The organism is Amorphus sp. MBR-141, assembly GCF_053628695.1.
On record NZ_JBRJGW010000007.1, the window covers coordinates 89910 to 105028 of the forward strand.

9 protein-coding genes are annotated in these 15119 nt (G+C 70.2%); 5 read left to right on the forward strand and 4 right to left on the reverse strand.

From position 1 onward, the window contains the following. Nucleotides 1-94: 94 nt before the first annotated feature. Nucleotides 95-2785, reverse strand: a complete 2691-nt coding sequence (gene topA, locus ACSSVZ_RS11545) for a type I DNA topoisomerase (RefSeq protein ID WP_453970117.1) — start codon at nt 2783-2785, stop codon at nt 95-97. Nucleotides 2786-3070: 285 nt separating this feature from the next. Between topA and ACSSVZ_RS11550 the strand changes: the two genes are divergently transcribed. From ACSSVZ_RS11550 to ACSSVZ_RS11560, 3 genes are all read left to right on the forward strand, one after another. After that, nucleotides 3071-3286 (forward strand): hypothetical protein, encoded by a 216-nt coding sequence (locus ACSSVZ_RS11550; RefSeq protein ID WP_453970119.1) that lies wholly within the window; start codon nt 3071-3073, stop codon nt 3284-3286. Between the two features lie 191 nt (nt 3287-3477). Then, nucleotides 3478-3834 carry a DUF883 family protein gene (locus ACSSVZ_RS11555; protein ID WP_453970121.1) on the forward strand — a complete coding sequence of 119 codons (357 nt, stop codon included), beginning with the start codon at nt 3478-3480 and terminating at the stop codon, nt 3832-3834. Beyond that, the gene (locus ACSSVZ_RS11560) at nt 3831-4271 is read left to right on the forward strand and encodes a hypothetical protein (protein WP_453970122.1); all 441 of its coding nucleotides are present in this window, start codon (nt 3831-3833) and stop codon (nt 4269-4271) included. Before ACSSVZ_RS11555 ends, ACSSVZ_RS11560 begins: the two co-directional genes overlap by 4 nt. Nucleotides 4272-4325: 54 nt before the next feature. Here the strand turns inward: ACSSVZ_RS11560 and pbpC are convergent, their stop codons facing one another. Beyond that, on the reverse strand, nt 4326-6437 hold the full coding sequence (gene pbpC / locus ACSSVZ_RS11565) for a penicillin-binding protein 1C (RefSeq protein WP_453970123.1): 2112 nt from the start codon (nt 6435-6437) through the stop codon (nt 4326-4328). Then, a complete protein-coding gene (locus tag ACSSVZ_RS11570; RefSeq protein ID WP_453970125.1) occupies nt 6434-11884 on the reverse strand; it encodes an alpha-2-macroglobulin family protein in 5451 nt (1816 codons plus the stop codon). Before ACSSVZ_RS11570 ends, pbpC begins: the two co-directional genes overlap by 4 nt. A 254-nt stretch (nt 11885-12138) precedes the next feature. Here ACSSVZ_RS11570 and ACSSVZ_RS11575 point away from each other — a divergent pair, with 254 nt between their 5' ends. Then, on the forward strand, nt 12139-12909 hold the full coding sequence (locus ACSSVZ_RS11575) for an ion transporter (protein WP_453970429.1): 771 nt from the start codon (nt 12139-12141) through the stop codon (nt 12907-12909). A gap of 17 nt (nt 12910-12926) precedes the next feature. Here ACSSVZ_RS11575 and tlpA read toward each other — a convergent pair whose 3' ends face one another. Beyond that, nucleotides 12927-13592: a thiol:disulfide interchange protein TlpA gene (gene tlpA, locus ACSSVZ_RS11580; protein ID WP_453970126.1), complete on the reverse strand. Its 666-nt coding sequence runs from the start codon at nt 13590-13592 to the stop codon at nt 12927-12929. Nucleotides 13593-13653: 61 nt separating this feature from the next. On the opposite strand from tlpA, the gene argH reads away from it, so the two are divergent. Then, complete coding sequence (gene argH, locus ACSSVZ_RS11585) at nt 13654-15063, forward strand: argininosuccinate lyase (protein ID WP_453970127.1); 1410 nt, start codon at nt 13654-13656, stop codon at nt 15061-15063. Nucleotides 15064-15119: the final 56 nt, after the last annotated feature.

A 15119-nucleotide genomic window follows, 5' to 3' on the forward strand; every position in this document is an offset into this window, starting at 1 on the left:
GGTCCGACGGGACCGCTCCCCAGCAAGGTGATCGTTTCTCTTGCGCCGGCGCAAGGGGCGGGCGGGAAATCGGTTCCCGCTTGCCAGCCCCGCGCTAGCTTGATGTCTTGGAAGACCCTTTGGCGGTCTTCGCCGCAGGGGTCTTGCCCGATGCCTTCGTGGACCGGGACTTGGTTGACGTGGTGGCTTTCTTGGCCGTTGTCGAGGTCTTCGCCTTCGACTTGGCCGCGGATGCCTTCGGCTTCGCCGCCGACCGGGTGGATGCCTTCTTCGGCGCCCCGGCCTTGGCTTCGATCAGCGCCACCGCCTCGTCCATGGTGAGGGCCTGCGGGTCGCTGCCCTTCGGCAGCGTCGCGTTCACCTTGCCATGGTTGACGTACGGGCCGTACTTGCCGTCGCGCACGCTCACCGGTCCGCCGGCGGTCGGATGCTCTCCGAGCGCCTTCAGTTCGGCGGCGCCGGCGCGGCCCTTGCCGCGCTTCTCGCGCTTCTCCGCGATCAGGGTCACCGCGCGGTTGAGCCCCACGGTGAACACTTCTTCGGGCGAATCGAGGTTGGCGTAGGTGCCGTCCAGCAGGACGAACGGGCCGTAGCGGCCGATGCCGGCGGTGATCGGCTTGCCGCTCTCCGGGTCCATGCCGACTTCGCGTGGAAGCGACAGGAGCTTGAGGGCGGCTTCGAGATCGAGGGTCGCGGCACTCCAGCCTTTCGGCAGGGTGGCGCGCTTCGGCTTCTCGCCTTCGGCCGGCTCCCCGAGCTGGATATAGGGTCCGAACCGGCCCGAGCGCAAGGTCACGTCGAGTCCGCTGTCCGGATCGGTGCCCAGAACGCGCGGTCCCTCGGCCTCCGCCTCGCCCTCGCCGTTGGCCTGGGCCAGCTGGCGGGTGAAGCGGCAGTCGGGGTAGTTCGAGCAGCCGATGAAGGCGCCGAACTTGCCGAGTTTGAGCGACAGACGGCCGTCGGCGCATGACGGGCAGGCCCGCGGGTCGCTGCCGTCCGCCTTCTTCGGGAAGATGTGGGCGCCGAGGATCTCGTTCAGGGAATCGAGCACGTCGGTGACGCGCAGTTCCTTCGTCTCGTCGACGTTGGAGGAAAAGTCCTTCCAGAACTCGCGCAGCACGTCCTGCCAGGCGAGGTCGCCGTTGGAGATCTTGTCGAGCTTCTCCTCCAGGCTCGCCGTGAAGTCGAACTCCACGTAGCGCTCGAAGAACGCCGCCAGGAACGCGGTGACCAGGCGGCCCTTGTCCTCCGGCACCAGCCGTCGCTTGTCGAGGGCAACGTAGCCGCGGTCGCGCAGCACCGCCATGGTGCTCGCATAGGTCGACGGCCGGCCGATGCCGAGTTCCTCCATCTTCTTGATGAGGGTGGCTTCGGTGTAGCGCGGCGGCGGCTCGGTGAAGTGCTGGCGCGTCTCGATGGCGGTCTTGGTGGGCTTCTCGCCCGTCTCGATCGGCGGCAGCCGGCCGCCGCCTTCGTCTTCCTCGTCGTCCTTGCCCTCCTGGTAGAGGGTGAGGAAGCCGTCGAACTTGATGACCTGGCCGGTGGCGCGCAGCTCCGCGGCGCGGCCGCCGCCGGTGGCGGCAATCTCCACGGTGGTCCGCTCGATCTCGGCCGATTCCATCTGGCTCGCCACGGCGCGCTTCCAGATCAGCTCGTAGAGCTTCGCCTGGTCGGCGTCGAGCAGGCGGGCGACGTCCTTCGGGCGGCGCGACGCCTCGGTCGGGCGGATCGCCTCATGAGCTTCCTGGGCGTTCTTCGCCTTGGTCGCGTAGTGGCGCTGCTTCTCCGGCAGGTAGCGGTCGCCGTAGGAGGCGGCGATCTCCCGGCGCATGGCCTGGATGCCCTCCTGGCTCATCTGCACCGCGTCGGTCCGCATGTAGGTGATCAGGCCGACCGTCTCGCCGCCGATGTCGACGCCCTCGTACAGCCGCTGGGCGATCTGCATGGTGCGCGCCGACGAGAAGCCGAGCTTGCGGGAGGCTTCCTGCTGCAGCGTCGAGGTGGTGAACGGCGGCTGCGGGTTGCGCCGCTGCGGCTTCGCCTCCACCGAGGTGACCGCATAGGCGGCGCCGTCGAGGAAGGTGCGGATCGCCGTCGCCTCGTCGCCGGTCTTGATGGAAAGCCTGTCGAGCCGCTTGCCGTCGAGCCCGGTGAGGCGGGCGTCGAACGGCTCGCCGCCGGCGCTGATCATCTTGGCGAGCACCGACCAGTATTCCTGGGTGATGAACGCCTCGATCTCCGCCTCGCGGTCGCAGACGAGGCGCAGCGCCACCGACTGCACGCGGCCGGCCGAGCGGGCGCCGGGCAGCTTGCGCCACAGCACCGGCGACAGCGTGAAGCCGACCAGATAGTCCAGCGCCCGCCGCGCCAGGTAGGCGTCGACCAGCGGCGTGTCGATGGCGCGCGGGTTGCGCATCGCCTCGGTCACGGCCTGCTTGGTGATCGCGTTGAAGACGACGCGCTCGATGCGCTGGTCCTTGATCGCCTTCTTGTCGCGGAGCGCCTGCAGCACGTGCCAGGAAATCGCCTCGCCCTCGCGATCCGGGTCGGTGGCGAGGATCAGGACGTCGGCGTCCTTCACCGCGCGGGCGATGTCGTTGATGCGCTTCTGGGACTTCGCATCAACGGCCCACGACATGGCGAAGTCCTCGTCCGGACGCACCGATCCGTCCTTCGCCGGCAGGTCACGGACGTGACCGTACGACGCCAGGACGTGGTAGTCCGGGCCGAGATACTTGTTGATCGTCTTCGCCTTGGCAGGCGATTCCACGACAACGACGTGCATCGATACCTTCGCGTTCGTTGGATCTTCGAGAAGCGTGAAAAACCAGGGCCACCGCCGGGCGGAGCTGCCCCGGCGCGGCCCGGTCCGAGCGGAGCAGGGGCGTCGACCGAGGGGCGGACAATCCGGAATCCAAGGCGCCCTGTCAAATGGGGTCGTCTGCGGCGTACGCTACCCTATCGCACGGCAACAGCAACCAATGAGAGTATCTTCACCAAAACATGCACGTCATGATATATGTCGGCAGGCTCCCGTCCGCATCCGGGAGAGATCAGGAGGTCGCTGCCGATGTCGCCGACGGATCAGCATGGCAAGCGCGACGACGCTTCGGGCACCATCCGGCCCGAGGACGCCGCGCAGTATATCGAGGGCATCAGCGTCGAGCTGGCGACGATGGCGCGCGGCTCGGGGCTCGATTTCCTCGCCTACCTGCTGGACGTCGTCCGCGAGGAGGCGGCGGCGCGGGCCATGGAAGGGTCGGCCGGCCGCCGCAAGCTGACCTGAGCCGGGGCCCGGCGGGCCCGCTTTAACCCTGTCGGGGGATCGGGCCTTGCGGGGGCGGGCCGCCGTCGTCACCAATTCGCAGACGTGCGACACTGTGGGGGCCTGCAGGGAACTTACGGCTTCGAGCGCCGTTCCTTGGGTCGAGCGGGCTGGGGTCCTCAGCCGCATCAGGACGAGCGACGGAGACGACGATGGCTGACGTTGAAGCGAAGATGGCTGACGAGCGCGCCAAGGCTGCGGCCAACCAGGCCGGCCGGAAGACCGACGATATTTCCCGGGACATTGAGGCGCTGCGCGCCGATCTGGCGAGCCTCACCGATACGGTGCGGAACCTGCTCGGCGAGGAAGCCGACGCTCTCAAGGAGCGCCTGCACAGCGGTGCCGACCGGATGAAGCGCCAGGGCCGGGAATACCGCGACGCCGCCTACGACGAGATGAAGTCGTACGAGGAGGAAGCGGAAGCGGCGATCCACCGCAATCCGTTCACCGCCGTTCTGGTGGCGCTCGGCTTCGGCCTGTTCCTCGGCTTCCTCAGCCGCGGACGATGATATCCACCCTGCTGACCGAGCTGACGGCGACCGCCAGGCTGTCCGCCATGATGACCGTGCGGAGCATCGTCCGCATGGTCGTCCTGTCGCTGGCAGCCCTTTTGGCGGCGCTTGGCATGGTGATCTACCTCGCCAACGCGCTGCACCGGCTCCTCGCCGAGCGCTACGACCCGGTCACCGCCGACCTGGTGCTGGCCGGCGCCTTTCTGGCGCTTCTGGTGATCATCCCGCTGCTTCTCGGCAGGCGGCGACGGAGGGTGGTCGTCCGCCGCCCTTTATCTGAACCGCCAGCGGCCGCAGCGCCCCTGGCGGGACCCTCTGAAGCCGGTCCGTTCCCCGGCGTCGGCAGCGTCTGGCCGCCGAAGAAGCCGGTGGTGTTCGGGCTGATGTTCACCGCGATGGCGGTGGGCTTCGGCATCGGGCGCCGGAAGGGGTAGGCCGCCGGCGCGTCCGGCGGCCCCGCTCACTCCACCGCGGTCACTCCACCGCGGTCACTCCACGGTGACGGTCACCGAATCCGACTGGCCTTCCGGGTCGAGCACGGTGATGCGCACGACGCCCGGATGATCGATGGCGATCTGGGTGCCGCGCCGGTGCGCCGGCACCGTGATCGGCCGCCCGTCGACCAGCCACACCAGCCTCTCCGCCGCCCCCTCGACCTTCACCGACAGCGGCTGCCGTCCGCCACCCGGCTCCGTGAGCGACACCGTGGCGCCGTCGGGCGGGAACGCGATGGTCAGCCCCGGCCGGGACGGATCCACCTCCGGCCGGCGCGGGTCGCGGAACCGCCGGAGCGGGATCGGCAGGCTGCCGGTGTCGGCGATCAGCGTCCCCGGCGGCGGCGCCCGCAGCGGCGTGCGCGCCGGCGACACCCGTGCGAACGCGTCGAACAGCAGGGGGGCTGCCGCCGTGCGGCCGGTCAGCCCCGGCACAGGTGCCGCATCGGCCCGCCCCACCCACACGGCCACCACCGTCTTTCCGTCGAAGCCGATCGACCACGCATCCCGGTATCCGTACGAGGTGCCGGTCTTGTAGGCGATCTCGCCGCCGCGCGCGTTCACCGGCGGCGGCGTGCCGCGCAGCACGTCGGATACCAGCCACGCCGCGCGCCGGTCGAACAGCCGGTCGCCGGCGCCGCGCGCCGGATCGGCCCCGTCGGCCACCGGCAGCGCGTGCAGCCGCACCGGCGCGCCGCCGCGGGCAAGCGCCACGTACAGGTAGGCGAGATCCTCCAGCGTCAGCCCCAGCCCGCCCAGCCCGATCGCCAGCGACGGCGCCTCGATGCGCGGCAGCTTCAGGGTCGCGCCGGTGCCGCGCAGCCGCACCGCCAGCCGGTTCGGGCCGATGGCGTCGAGGACGGCCACCGCCGGCACGTTCAGCGAGCGCTCCAGCGCCTCGCGGATGGTCACGGTGCCGTGGAACACGTCATCGAAATTTTCCGGCCGGTAGTCGCCGAAGCGGATCGGCCGGTCCTCGATCAGGGTTTCCGGGTGGGCCAGTCCGGCTTCGAAGGCGAGCCCGTAGATGAACGGCTTCAGGGTCGAGCCCGGCGAGCGGATCGCCCTTGTCATGTCGACGTGGCCCTGCCGCATGGTCGACAGGAAGTCGGCCGAGCCGACGGAGGCCAGGATCTCGCCGCTCTGCTGGTCGGCGACGAGGATCGCCGTGGAGATCGCCGGGCCCAGCGTTTCCGCGCGCTCCCGCGCCAGCGTTTCCAGCTCGCGCTGCAGCCGCGCGTCGAGGGTGGTGCGGTGGATGGCGGCCTCGGGCTCTCCGGCCACCAGCCGCCGCGCCAGGTGCGGTGCGAGCATCGGCACCGGCCGGCGCGCCGTCGGCACGCGCTCGCGCTTGGCCTCGTCGGCCTCGGCCTGGGAAATGACGCCGGCCGCCGCCACCCGGTCGAGCACCCGGTCGCGGGCCGCCTTTGCCGCCTCCGGGTGCCGGTCCGGCCGCCGTCCTTCCGGCGCCTGGGGCAGCGCCACCAGCAGCGCCGCCTGGCCAAGTGTCAGCCGCGCCGGCTCGCGGCCGAAATAGGCGAGGCTCGCCGCCCGCACCCCTTCCAGATTGCCGCCGAACGGCGCCAGCGCCAGATAGCGCTTCAGGATCTCGTCCTTGCTCAGCCGCCGCTCCAGCTGCACGGCATGGACCATTTCCACCAGCTTGCGGTCGAGGGTGCGCTCGTGCCGGTCCTCCAGCAGCCGCGCCGTCTGCATGGTCAGCGTCGACCCGCCCGAGACGATCCCGCCGGTGGTCACCGCCTGCCAGACGGCGCGCAGCATCGCCCGCGGGTCGACGCCGAAGTGGTCCCGGAACCGCTTGTCCTCATAGGCGAACAGCAGCTCCAGATAGCGCGCGTCGACCGCGTCCACCGCAACCGGCAGCCGCCAGCGGCCGGCCTGCGTCGTGAACGGCCGCAGCAGCGTGCCGCTGCGGTCCAGCACCATCACCGACGGGCGGCCGGTCGGATCGAGGGTCGGCGGATTGCGCGCGTCGAACACTGCCGCCGCCACCGCCCCGGTGGCGACGAGCCCGCCGACGGCCACGGCCGCGAAGGCGAGGCGGCGGCCCCGCCGGCGCCGCCGCGGCGTCCCGGATGCGGTCATCTGACCGGACGCACGGTGGCCGATCCCGGCGCGGTGCGCGCGAAGCGGCCGGGCCGGTACATGTCCTCCACCTGGGCGGCCGGGTGGGCGAACGTGCCCGGCGACACCGCCCGCACCATGTAGGCGACGATCATCGGATCGGTGCTGTCGCCGGAGCGCGAGAACGCCGCGATGAACCGGTCGTCCCGGAAGCCGAGATGGTCCGGGGTGACGTCGGTCTGCAGCCACGGGAAGGCGGCGAGATCAGCGCTGGTCACCAGCGCCGGGTTCTCGATCTCGAAGCCCGCCGGCAGCAGGTCGGCGATCAGTAGCTCGGCCGGCCGCGCCTCCACCTCGGTCGCCGTCAGCACCACCACCATCCGGTCGTTCTGGGCCACCTGGCGCGGATCCACCGGCTCGCCGTCGAGGCTGTAGTACTGTCGCTCGATGGACAGCCCGTTGGCGGCGGCCGGCAGCGGCAGCCGAGGCGTGCCGGTCACCGTCACCGCCACCTGGGCCGTTTCGTGGCCGCGGTTGGCGATGCGGATCGGGTCGCGCTGCAGGGCCGGCACCGACATGGAGCGGAACACGGCGCCGCCGTGGGGCAGTCCGTCGACGGTCAGGTCCAGCCCGCCGTCGGAGCTGCTGAGCGCATGCGCCGCCATCAGCTGCCAAGCCATCTCCTGGGTCGACAGCCCGTCGGTGTGTGCCTCGCTGGCAACCGCCACAGCCCGGGTGAAGGCCGGCAGGCCGCTCACGTCGATGCTGGCTTCGGCGGCAAGCGTCAGGCCGGCCGCGGCGTCGCGCAGCGGCGAGCCATAGTCGCTGCGGTTGGGCAGGTCGTCCTGGCCGATCGGCGGCAGTCCGTCCGCGGCGGCCGAGAAGGCCCGGTCGGCGCGCTGCCGGTCGCCGGAGAACGCCACCGCGGCGGCGACCTGCGCCTTGGCCAGCGGCGTCCCGAAATCGTCCAGCCGCTCGTCGATGAAGTAGCGCAGGTCGCCGATCGAGGCGCGGCCGTTGCGGGCCAGCACATAGAGCCCGTAGGCGACGTCGGCGCCCTCTCCAGCCTGGAAGTCGGAGCTGTAGGAGAGCGTGTTCTGGATGTTGTCGAGCGCCAGCGTCATCGACAGCGCCGGCACGGTGTAGCCGGCCTGCCGGGCGCGCGTCAGGAAGTCGGTGACGTAGGCGTTGAGCCAGAGATTGCCGCCGACCGGCGCCCACAGGCCGAACCCGCCGGAGGAATCCTGCATCGCCAGCACCCGGCGGATCGCCTTGTCCACCCGCTCCTTGATCGCCGGATCGGAGGCGATGCCCACGTCGGCGGCCACCTGCGCCAGATAGAGCAGCGGCATGGCCCGGCTCGCGGTCTGTTCCGCGCAGCCGTAGGGGTAGGTGTCGAGCGCCGCCAGGATACCGGGCACGTCGATCGGCGCCCCACTGGTGACGGCCAGCGTCACCCGCGCGTCGTCGGGCAGCACCGATGCTGCAAGGCCGGCGTCGATGGTCGTCTCGCCGCCCGAGGCCAGCGCCTGCAGCCGACGTTCGCTGACCGGCGGTGCCGCCGGTCGGACCGGCAGGGTGAACGACTGCGCGAAGGAACGGCCGTCGGGCCCCGAAAGCGTCGCGGTGATCGTGCCGGTGCCCGGCTCATCGGCCGACAGGCCCACCTCCACCGTCGCGGTCTGCTTGGCGTCCAGCGTGAGCGAGGCGGTCGACTGGTCGAGCACCACCGGTCCCGTCGGCACCAGCGTCAGCTCATAGGCGCCGGCCGGTCCGTCGACGTTGTCGAAATCGAAGCGGATGCGGGTGGCGTCGCCGGGGGCGAGGAAGCGCGGCAGGCTGCCGGTCACCACCACCGGATCGCGGACGATCAGATCGGCGTCGGCATTGCCGACCTTCCCCTTCGTCCAGGCGATCGCCATGACCTTCAGCGTGCCGTTGAAGGCGGGGATGTCGAACGGCACCTCCGCCTTGCCGTCGGCACCGACGGTGACGATGCCGGAGAACAGCGCCACCGGTTCCTGCGTCGGCGGCGCGGCCTGGAAGGCACCGGCGTCGGCGCCGCCGCCCGAGCGGATCTGGCCGCGCACGGCGCCCAGCGAATCGATCAGGTCGCCGTAGAGATCCCGCATGGAGATGCCGAGCTGGCGCTGGCCGAGATACCATTCGGCCGGGTCCGGCGGCTCGTAGCCGGTGAGATTGAGAATGCCCACGTCGACGGCGGCCACCGTCAGGTAGGCGGTCTCGCCCGGCTCGATGCCGTCCACCGTCACCGGCACCACCGTCGTGGTGCGGGGCTCGGCGACGTCCGGGAGTTCGAAGGAGACGTCCAGGGTGCGCGCCTGCCGGTCCAGCGACAGCCAGTCGAGGCCGATCGCCCGCGACGGCATCCGCCCTGCGCTGACGTCCATCGGGCGGAACAGCATGGCCGTCACGTAGGCGCCGGGTCCCCAGCTCTCGTCGACGGTGAGGTCGACGGACGTGCCCTCGGCGGGCACCTCGACGGTCTCGGAATAGAGCAGCCGGTCCGTCACCACGGAGATGACGGCGGTCCCGGCGAAGCGGGGATCCAGGCGCACCTTGGCCGTCTCGCCGGGGGTGTAGTCGGCCTTGTCGAGGCCGACTTCCAGGACGTCGGGCGTGTCGGCCTGGGCCGACAGGCTCACCCAGCCGGCGGAGAAGGTCACGCTGGTCGCGGTGGTGGCGCTGCCCGGATCGGTGACTTCGAGCCGGTAGCTGCCCCAGTCGACGGCCGCGGAGATGCGGGCGGTGTCGCCGGTGGTGAGATCGACGGTGCCGTTGGCGACCCGCTGGGTGGACACGATCGGCTCGTAGGTCCAGTTCGAGCCGTCGCGGTACCACTGGAAGCGGCGGTTCACCTTGAGCAGTTCCCAGTTTGCGCCGGCAAGGTCGATGCGTTCGCCGGAGGTCCCGATGGCGATCACCTCGAACCCGGCGGTGGCGCCCTCGCTCACCTGGTCGCCGGAGAACAGCGGCTTCACGCCGATCATCGGCGCGGAGGGGGCGACGGCCCGGGTGATGCGTTCTTCCACGGCGCGGCCGGAGGCCTCGCGCACCCGCACGGTTACCTCGGCCTCCAGCGGCCGGGTGGTGGCGGCAAACGTCGGGATGCCGGCGGAGATGGTCGCCCGGCCGTCGGGGCCGGTGAGCGGCAGCTCCACCAGCGGTGCGCGCTCCGGTGTCAGCTGGTCGTCGTCCAGGCCGAACGAATAGCCGGCAAAGCCGGGCACCTCCTCGGCGGGCTTGATGACCGTCTCGCCTTCCAGCGTGAGGCCGGCAGCGGGCGCGCCGTAGAGATACTGGGCGTCCACGTCGATCGCCAGCTGGCCGCCCGCGGTGACCGGGCCTTGCGCGGCCTCGAGGCTCACCTCGATGCGCTCGGGCACGTAGTCCTCGACCAGGAAGGTGGTGCCGCCGATCGCCTGGGCCTTCGGGTCCACGTAGGCGGACACCCGCCAGGTGCCGGTCATCGCGCCTGCCAGCAGGCCGATGTCGGTGGCGAAGCCGCCGGCGCGGTCGCCGGTGAGCACGATGCGGCGGTCCTCCATGCCGTCGGGGCGGCGGACGATCAGGGTAAGCGGCACCCCGGTGGTGGCGACGGCATCGTCGGCGCGCAGCAGCGTCGTCAGGTGCACCGTCTCGCCGCCCCGGTAGATGCCGCGCTCGCTCACCACGAAGGCGTCGAGGGGGCCGGGGGCCGGGCGGCCCTGGTCGCCCCGGTCGGTCAGCTCGAAGCCGGCCGCCGTCAGGTCCAGGAAGGCGTAGTCGCCGCTCTCGGTCTCGGCCACCAGCAGCGCCGGCGTCATGCCGTCGCCGGCCTGGGGCGCGGCCTGGGTTTCCAGCAGCGCGTGGCCGGTCGCATCGGTCTTGCCGGTGGCGAGGATCTGGTCGTTGCGGGCGATCAGCCGCACCTCGACGCCCGCAAGCGCGTCGGCAGTGGCGATCGAGCGCACGAAGGCATCGACGCCCGCGGTGCCCGACATGGCGGCAAGGCCGAGGTCGGAGACGATGAACCACTGGGTGGCCAGCTGGCCGTAAGTCTCGCTGTCCTCGATGGGCTTGGCGGTCATCACGTAGACGCCGGGCTCCAGCGTGCCGATCGCCTCGGACACCGGGAAGGCCGTGGTGATTTCCTCGTTGAGGGACATGGTCACGTCCATCGCGCCGGACCAGACGCGGGAGCCGGTGCCGCCGACGATGTTGTCGACCTCCCAGGACGACAGCTGCCGCTTGAAGTCGCCGCCGCGGATGGTGCCGGCCAGCCCCCGGTCGCCGATCCGCAGGATCTCCACGGTGAGCTCGCGGGTGTTGACGGTGGTCACCGGAATGCCGACGGCGCCGGTGCGCGGCAGCACGTAGGCGTTGCCGGAGAAGCGGGCGATCGGCGCCTGGTCGCGCACGTAGATGGAGAACGGCGCGGAGTTCGCCAGCGTCTCGCCCACCGTGGAGGGCAGGCCGGCGCGCACCGTCACGTGGTAGCGCTCGCCGTGCTTCAGCCCGTCGATGCAGAGCTGGCGGTCGTCGACCGAGACGACCGGGTCGCGGATCTCCTCGACGCTGACATACTTGGCGAGCTCGGCCGGGGCGCCCTGCAGGTTTTCGGAGAACTGCACGCACATGCGCGGGCTTGCGGCGTCGGAATCCACCGAATAGTCGAGGATCCGGAAGCCGTATTCGTCGCGCAGCGCCTCGAAGCGCTGGCGCGTCGCGGGATCGTCGACGATGGAGAGGCTCGCCTTCATCGCCTCGATCGCCGGCCGCCACAGCGACTGGCGCTGCAGGGCGTCCGACAGGGTGGCGAGCGCGGTCGCCTGCTGGGCGGCGTCGGTGGCGCGCGTCAGGCCGAGATAGGCAGAAGCGGCGGCCTGCTGCGGCAGTTCCTGCTGCTGGCGCCAGTCGTCGGTCTTGATCTGCAGGAGGTCGCGGGCCTCGTCGGTCCACGCCCAGCCGGGGCCGTCGGTGAGCTGGCGGGCGTAGCCGGGGTTGAAGCGGCCGATGGTCTGGCCGGTGCGCATGGCCGCCAGCGCCTGGGCCCTCAGCCGCGTCGCGTCGCGCACCGTGTCCTCGGGCAAGAATGACACGTCGGGCAGCGGCAGTGGCTCTGCCTGGGCGGCCTGGCCGCGGTCGACCGTGCGGATCTCGCCCGACAGCGCGCCGACGAAGCGCTCACGCGGCCCCACGTCGGACTTCAGGAAGCACCACTGGGCGCGCTCGTTGTAGGTGAAGGCCCGGCACTGGGTGTCGGCGATGCAGGCGGATTCGCAGACCGACTGCGGCACCTCCTTGAGGGTCTGGTAGTCGAAGCCGGGCAGGTCGGTGTCGCGGTAGGTGACGATTTCGCGATCCTGGGCGGCCGCCGGGCCGGCGGCCATCGTGGCCGCGCCCATCGCAACGGCCGCCGCCGCGGCCACGCGCATCATCCCCCGGGGAAATCCGAGCCAACCCATACGTCCCACTCCCTCGTGCCCGCCGCCGAGCGCCATTCGGCCGGCGCTTCCCGTGCGGCACCCGATGCTACACCCTCGGCCCTGAAATTTCATGAACGGATCGGGCGTGTCGAGGCGGCGGATTGCGCGAGGTGGGTGCGGCGCGCTCAAATCTACGCTATGGGCGGACAGGGATGCAGGAGGTGTCAGCCCGCGTGAGCGAGAAGACGACCGAGACGGAGGGGGCTGCGCGTGCGCAGCCACAAACCACGCGAATAGCGCGGATTCGCGCAGTTCTGTCCGCGCTTTATTACGGCGATACGCGCGCTGCGCAGCGCTTCCGCGTTGCGCTTCTGGTGCTCGATCTGGCGCTGATCGCCTATTTTCTGGTGACGTCCACGCTGGAAATCAGCCATTTCTGGCACCTTGTGGACTATTTGATCGGTCTCCTCGTCGTCGCGGACTTCGCAGCGCGCACGCTGATCGCGGATCGCCCGCTGCGCTTTCTGCGCTCCTTCACGGCGATCTGCGACCTGATCGTCATCGTCAGTCTTTTTGCCAGTGCCTTCATCGACAATCTCGGCTTCCTGCGCGTCATCAGGATGCTGAGGCTGCTGCGCTCCTATCATGTCGTCAAGGATCTGCGTAAATACTCGAAGTGGTTTCTGCGCAACGAGGAGGTTATACAGTCCGCGTTGAATCTCACCGTCTTCATCTTCGTGGTGACGGCCGTGGTGTTCGTCCTGGAAGACCAGCGAAATCCGCAGATCCAAACCTATTTCGACGCGCTCTACTTCACCGTTACGACGCTGACGACGACGGGCTACGGCGACATCGTCCTGACCGACACCATCGGCCGCGTGCTCGCCGTTCTCATCATGATGTTCGGGGTCGGCCTGTTCCTGCGCCTCGCGCAGACGATCTTCCGGCCGACGAAGGTGCAGTATTCCTGCCCGGACTGCGGCCTGAGCCGCCACGATCCCGATGCGGTCCACTGCAAGCACTGCGGCGAGACGCTGAACATCCCGACCGAGGGGGAGTGGTAGGCCGGCCTGGCCGCACGTCAGCGCTGGGCGTCGATCGCCGCGGTCACCAGCCCCACCGCCTCGGGAGCATCCCATTCGGCCGGTCCGCTGAGCACGCCGGCGGCGCAGCCCTGCTGGTCGACGATCATCGTGGTCGGCATGCCGAGCGCCAGGCCCTCCTTCTTCAGGGCTGCGAACAGCTTCATGGTCGGCTCGATGAAGAAGGCGAGGTTCGAAATCCCTGTTTCCGCGTAGAAATCCTGGGCGCGGCCGTCGTCGTTGGTGTCGACGGAGACGGCGACCACCTGGAAATCCTCGCCGCCCAGCCGTTCTTCCAGCGCGTCGAGCGCCGGCATTTCGGCCCGGCACGGTGCGCACCAGGTCGCCCAGAGGTTCAAGAGTACCGTCCGGCCAGCGAAATCGGCGAGACTGACGGACTTCCCGTCGCCATCCTGGAAGGTGAGCGCGGACAGGTCGACCGGGGTCGCGAGCGGCTTGAAGCCGGCCACCGTGCCCTGGGCGGCGGTGTCGAGCCGGCCGGCCATCGATGCGGCCGCCGCGCATTGGCCGTCGCCGCCGTTGCCAGCAAACCCGCCGGTCACGTATACCGCGCCCACCCCGGCCACGATGCCGACCAGCACCACGGCGGCAGCGACAGCCGCACGGCGGCGCGGGCGAGGGGACTTGCAGGTTGGTTCGGACATGGGTTCGGGTCGTCCCTGGCGGGTCAAAGATCAATGCGACGGCGATGAAAGCAGTGCGGACATGAGCAATCGGATGTGGGGCGGGCGGTTCGAGAGCGGCCCCGACGCCATCATGGAGGAGATCAACGCGTCGATCGCCTTCGACAAGGCGCTGTACGCCCAGGACCTGGCTGGCTCGCGTGCCCACTGCCGCATGCTCATGGCGCAATCCATCATCGAACGCGAAGATGGAGAGGCGATCCTCAAAGGTCTAGACGCAATCGAGGCCGAGATCCGCGACGGATCGTTCACCTTCTCGCGCGCCCTCGAAGACATCCACATGAACATCGAAGCGCGTCTGGCCGAACTGATCGGTCCGACGGCGGGGCGGCTGCACACCGCGCGCTCGCGCAACGACCAGGTTGCGACCGACTTCCGGCTCTGGGTGCGCGACGCCATCGATACCATCGACGCGGCGCTCACCGAACTCCAGACGGCCTTCCTTGACCAGGCGGAGGCGCACGCGGCGACCATCATGCCCGGCTTCACCCACCTGCAGACGGCGCAGCCGGTGACGTTCGGTCATCACCTGATGGCCTACGTCGAAATGATCGGGCGCGATCGCGGCCGCTTCGCCGACGCCCGCGCGCGCCTCAACGAATGCCCGCTCGGCGCGGCCGCGCTGGCCGGCACGGCGTTTCCGATCGACCGGGCGGCGACGGCGGAAGCGATGGGCTTTGCCCGTCCGACGGCGAATTCGATGGATTCCGTCTCCGATCGCGATTTCGCGCTGGAGGCGCTGTCGGCCGCCAACATCTGCGCGCTGCACCTCTCCCGGCTGGCCGAGGAGATCGTGATCTGGTGCTCGGCGCCGTTCGCGTTCGTCAAGCTGTCCGACAAGTTCACCACCGGCTCGTCGATCATGCCGCAGAAGCGCAATCCCGACGCTGCCGAGCTGGTGCGGGCGAAGACCGGCCGCATTCTCGGGGCGCTGACCACGCTCTCGACGGTGATGAAGGGCCTGCCGCTCGCCTATTCCAAGGACATGCAGGAGGACAAGGAGCCGGTCTTCGACGCCCTGCCGACCCTGTCCCTGAGCGTGGCTGCAATGGCCGGCATGGTGCGCGATCTGGTGCCCAACGAGAAGGCCATGCGGCGCGCCGCCGGCCAGGGCTATTCGACCGCGACGGATCTGGCCGACTGGCTGGTGCGCGAGGCCGGGCTGCCGTTCCGCGAAGCCCATCACGTGACCGGCCGCATCGTCGCGATCGCGTCGGACAGCGGGCGGTCGCTCGATGCCCTGACGCTTGAGGAAATGCAGGCGGTCGACGCGCGCATCGACGAGCGGCTGAAAGGCGTCCTATCGGTGGCCAAGTCGGTCGCCAGCCGGACCAGCTACGGCGGCACCGCGCCGAAGAATGTGCGTTCGCAGGTGAAGCGGTGGCGGCGACGCCTTGACCAGCAGGGGCGCTCCGGAGGATCAAGGGACTGACGGTTCGGCGAATGGAACGGACGGACGGCCGGCGGCCCGATGCGGGCGCCGCGCGA

Coding starts and splice junctions, on each gene's coding strand:
- ACSSVZ_RS11570 (WP_453970125.1), bottom strand. CDS start 11,884: ATGGGTTGGCTCGGATTTCCCCGGGGGATGATGCGCGTGGCCGCGGCG.
- tlpA (WP_453970126.1), bottom strand. CDS start 13,592: ATGTCCGAACCAACCTGCAAGTCCCCTCGCCCGCGCCGCCGTGCGGCT.
- ACSSVZ_RS11560 (WP_453970122.1), top strand. CDS start 3,831: ATGATATCCACCCTGCTGACCGAGCTGACGGCGACCGCCAGGCTGTCC.
- ACSSVZ_RS11550 (WP_453970119.1), top strand. CDS start 3,071: ATGTCGCCGACGGATCAGCATGGCAAGCGCGACGACGCTTCGGGCACC.
- argH (WP_453970127.1), top strand. CDS start 13,654: ATGAGCAATCGGATGTGGGGCGGGCGGTTCGAGAGCGGCCCCGACGCC.
- topA (WP_453970117.1), bottom strand. CDS start 2,785: ATGCACGTCGTTGTCGTGGAATCGCCTGCCAAGGCGAAGACGATCAAC.
- pbpC (WP_453970123.1), bottom strand. CDS start 6,437: ATGACCGCATCCGGGACGCCGCGGCGGCGCCGGCGGGGCCGCCGCCTC.
- ACSSVZ_RS11555 (WP_453970121.1), top strand. CDS start 3,478: ATGGCTGACGTTGAAGCGAAGATGGCTGACGAGCGCGCCAAGGCTGCG.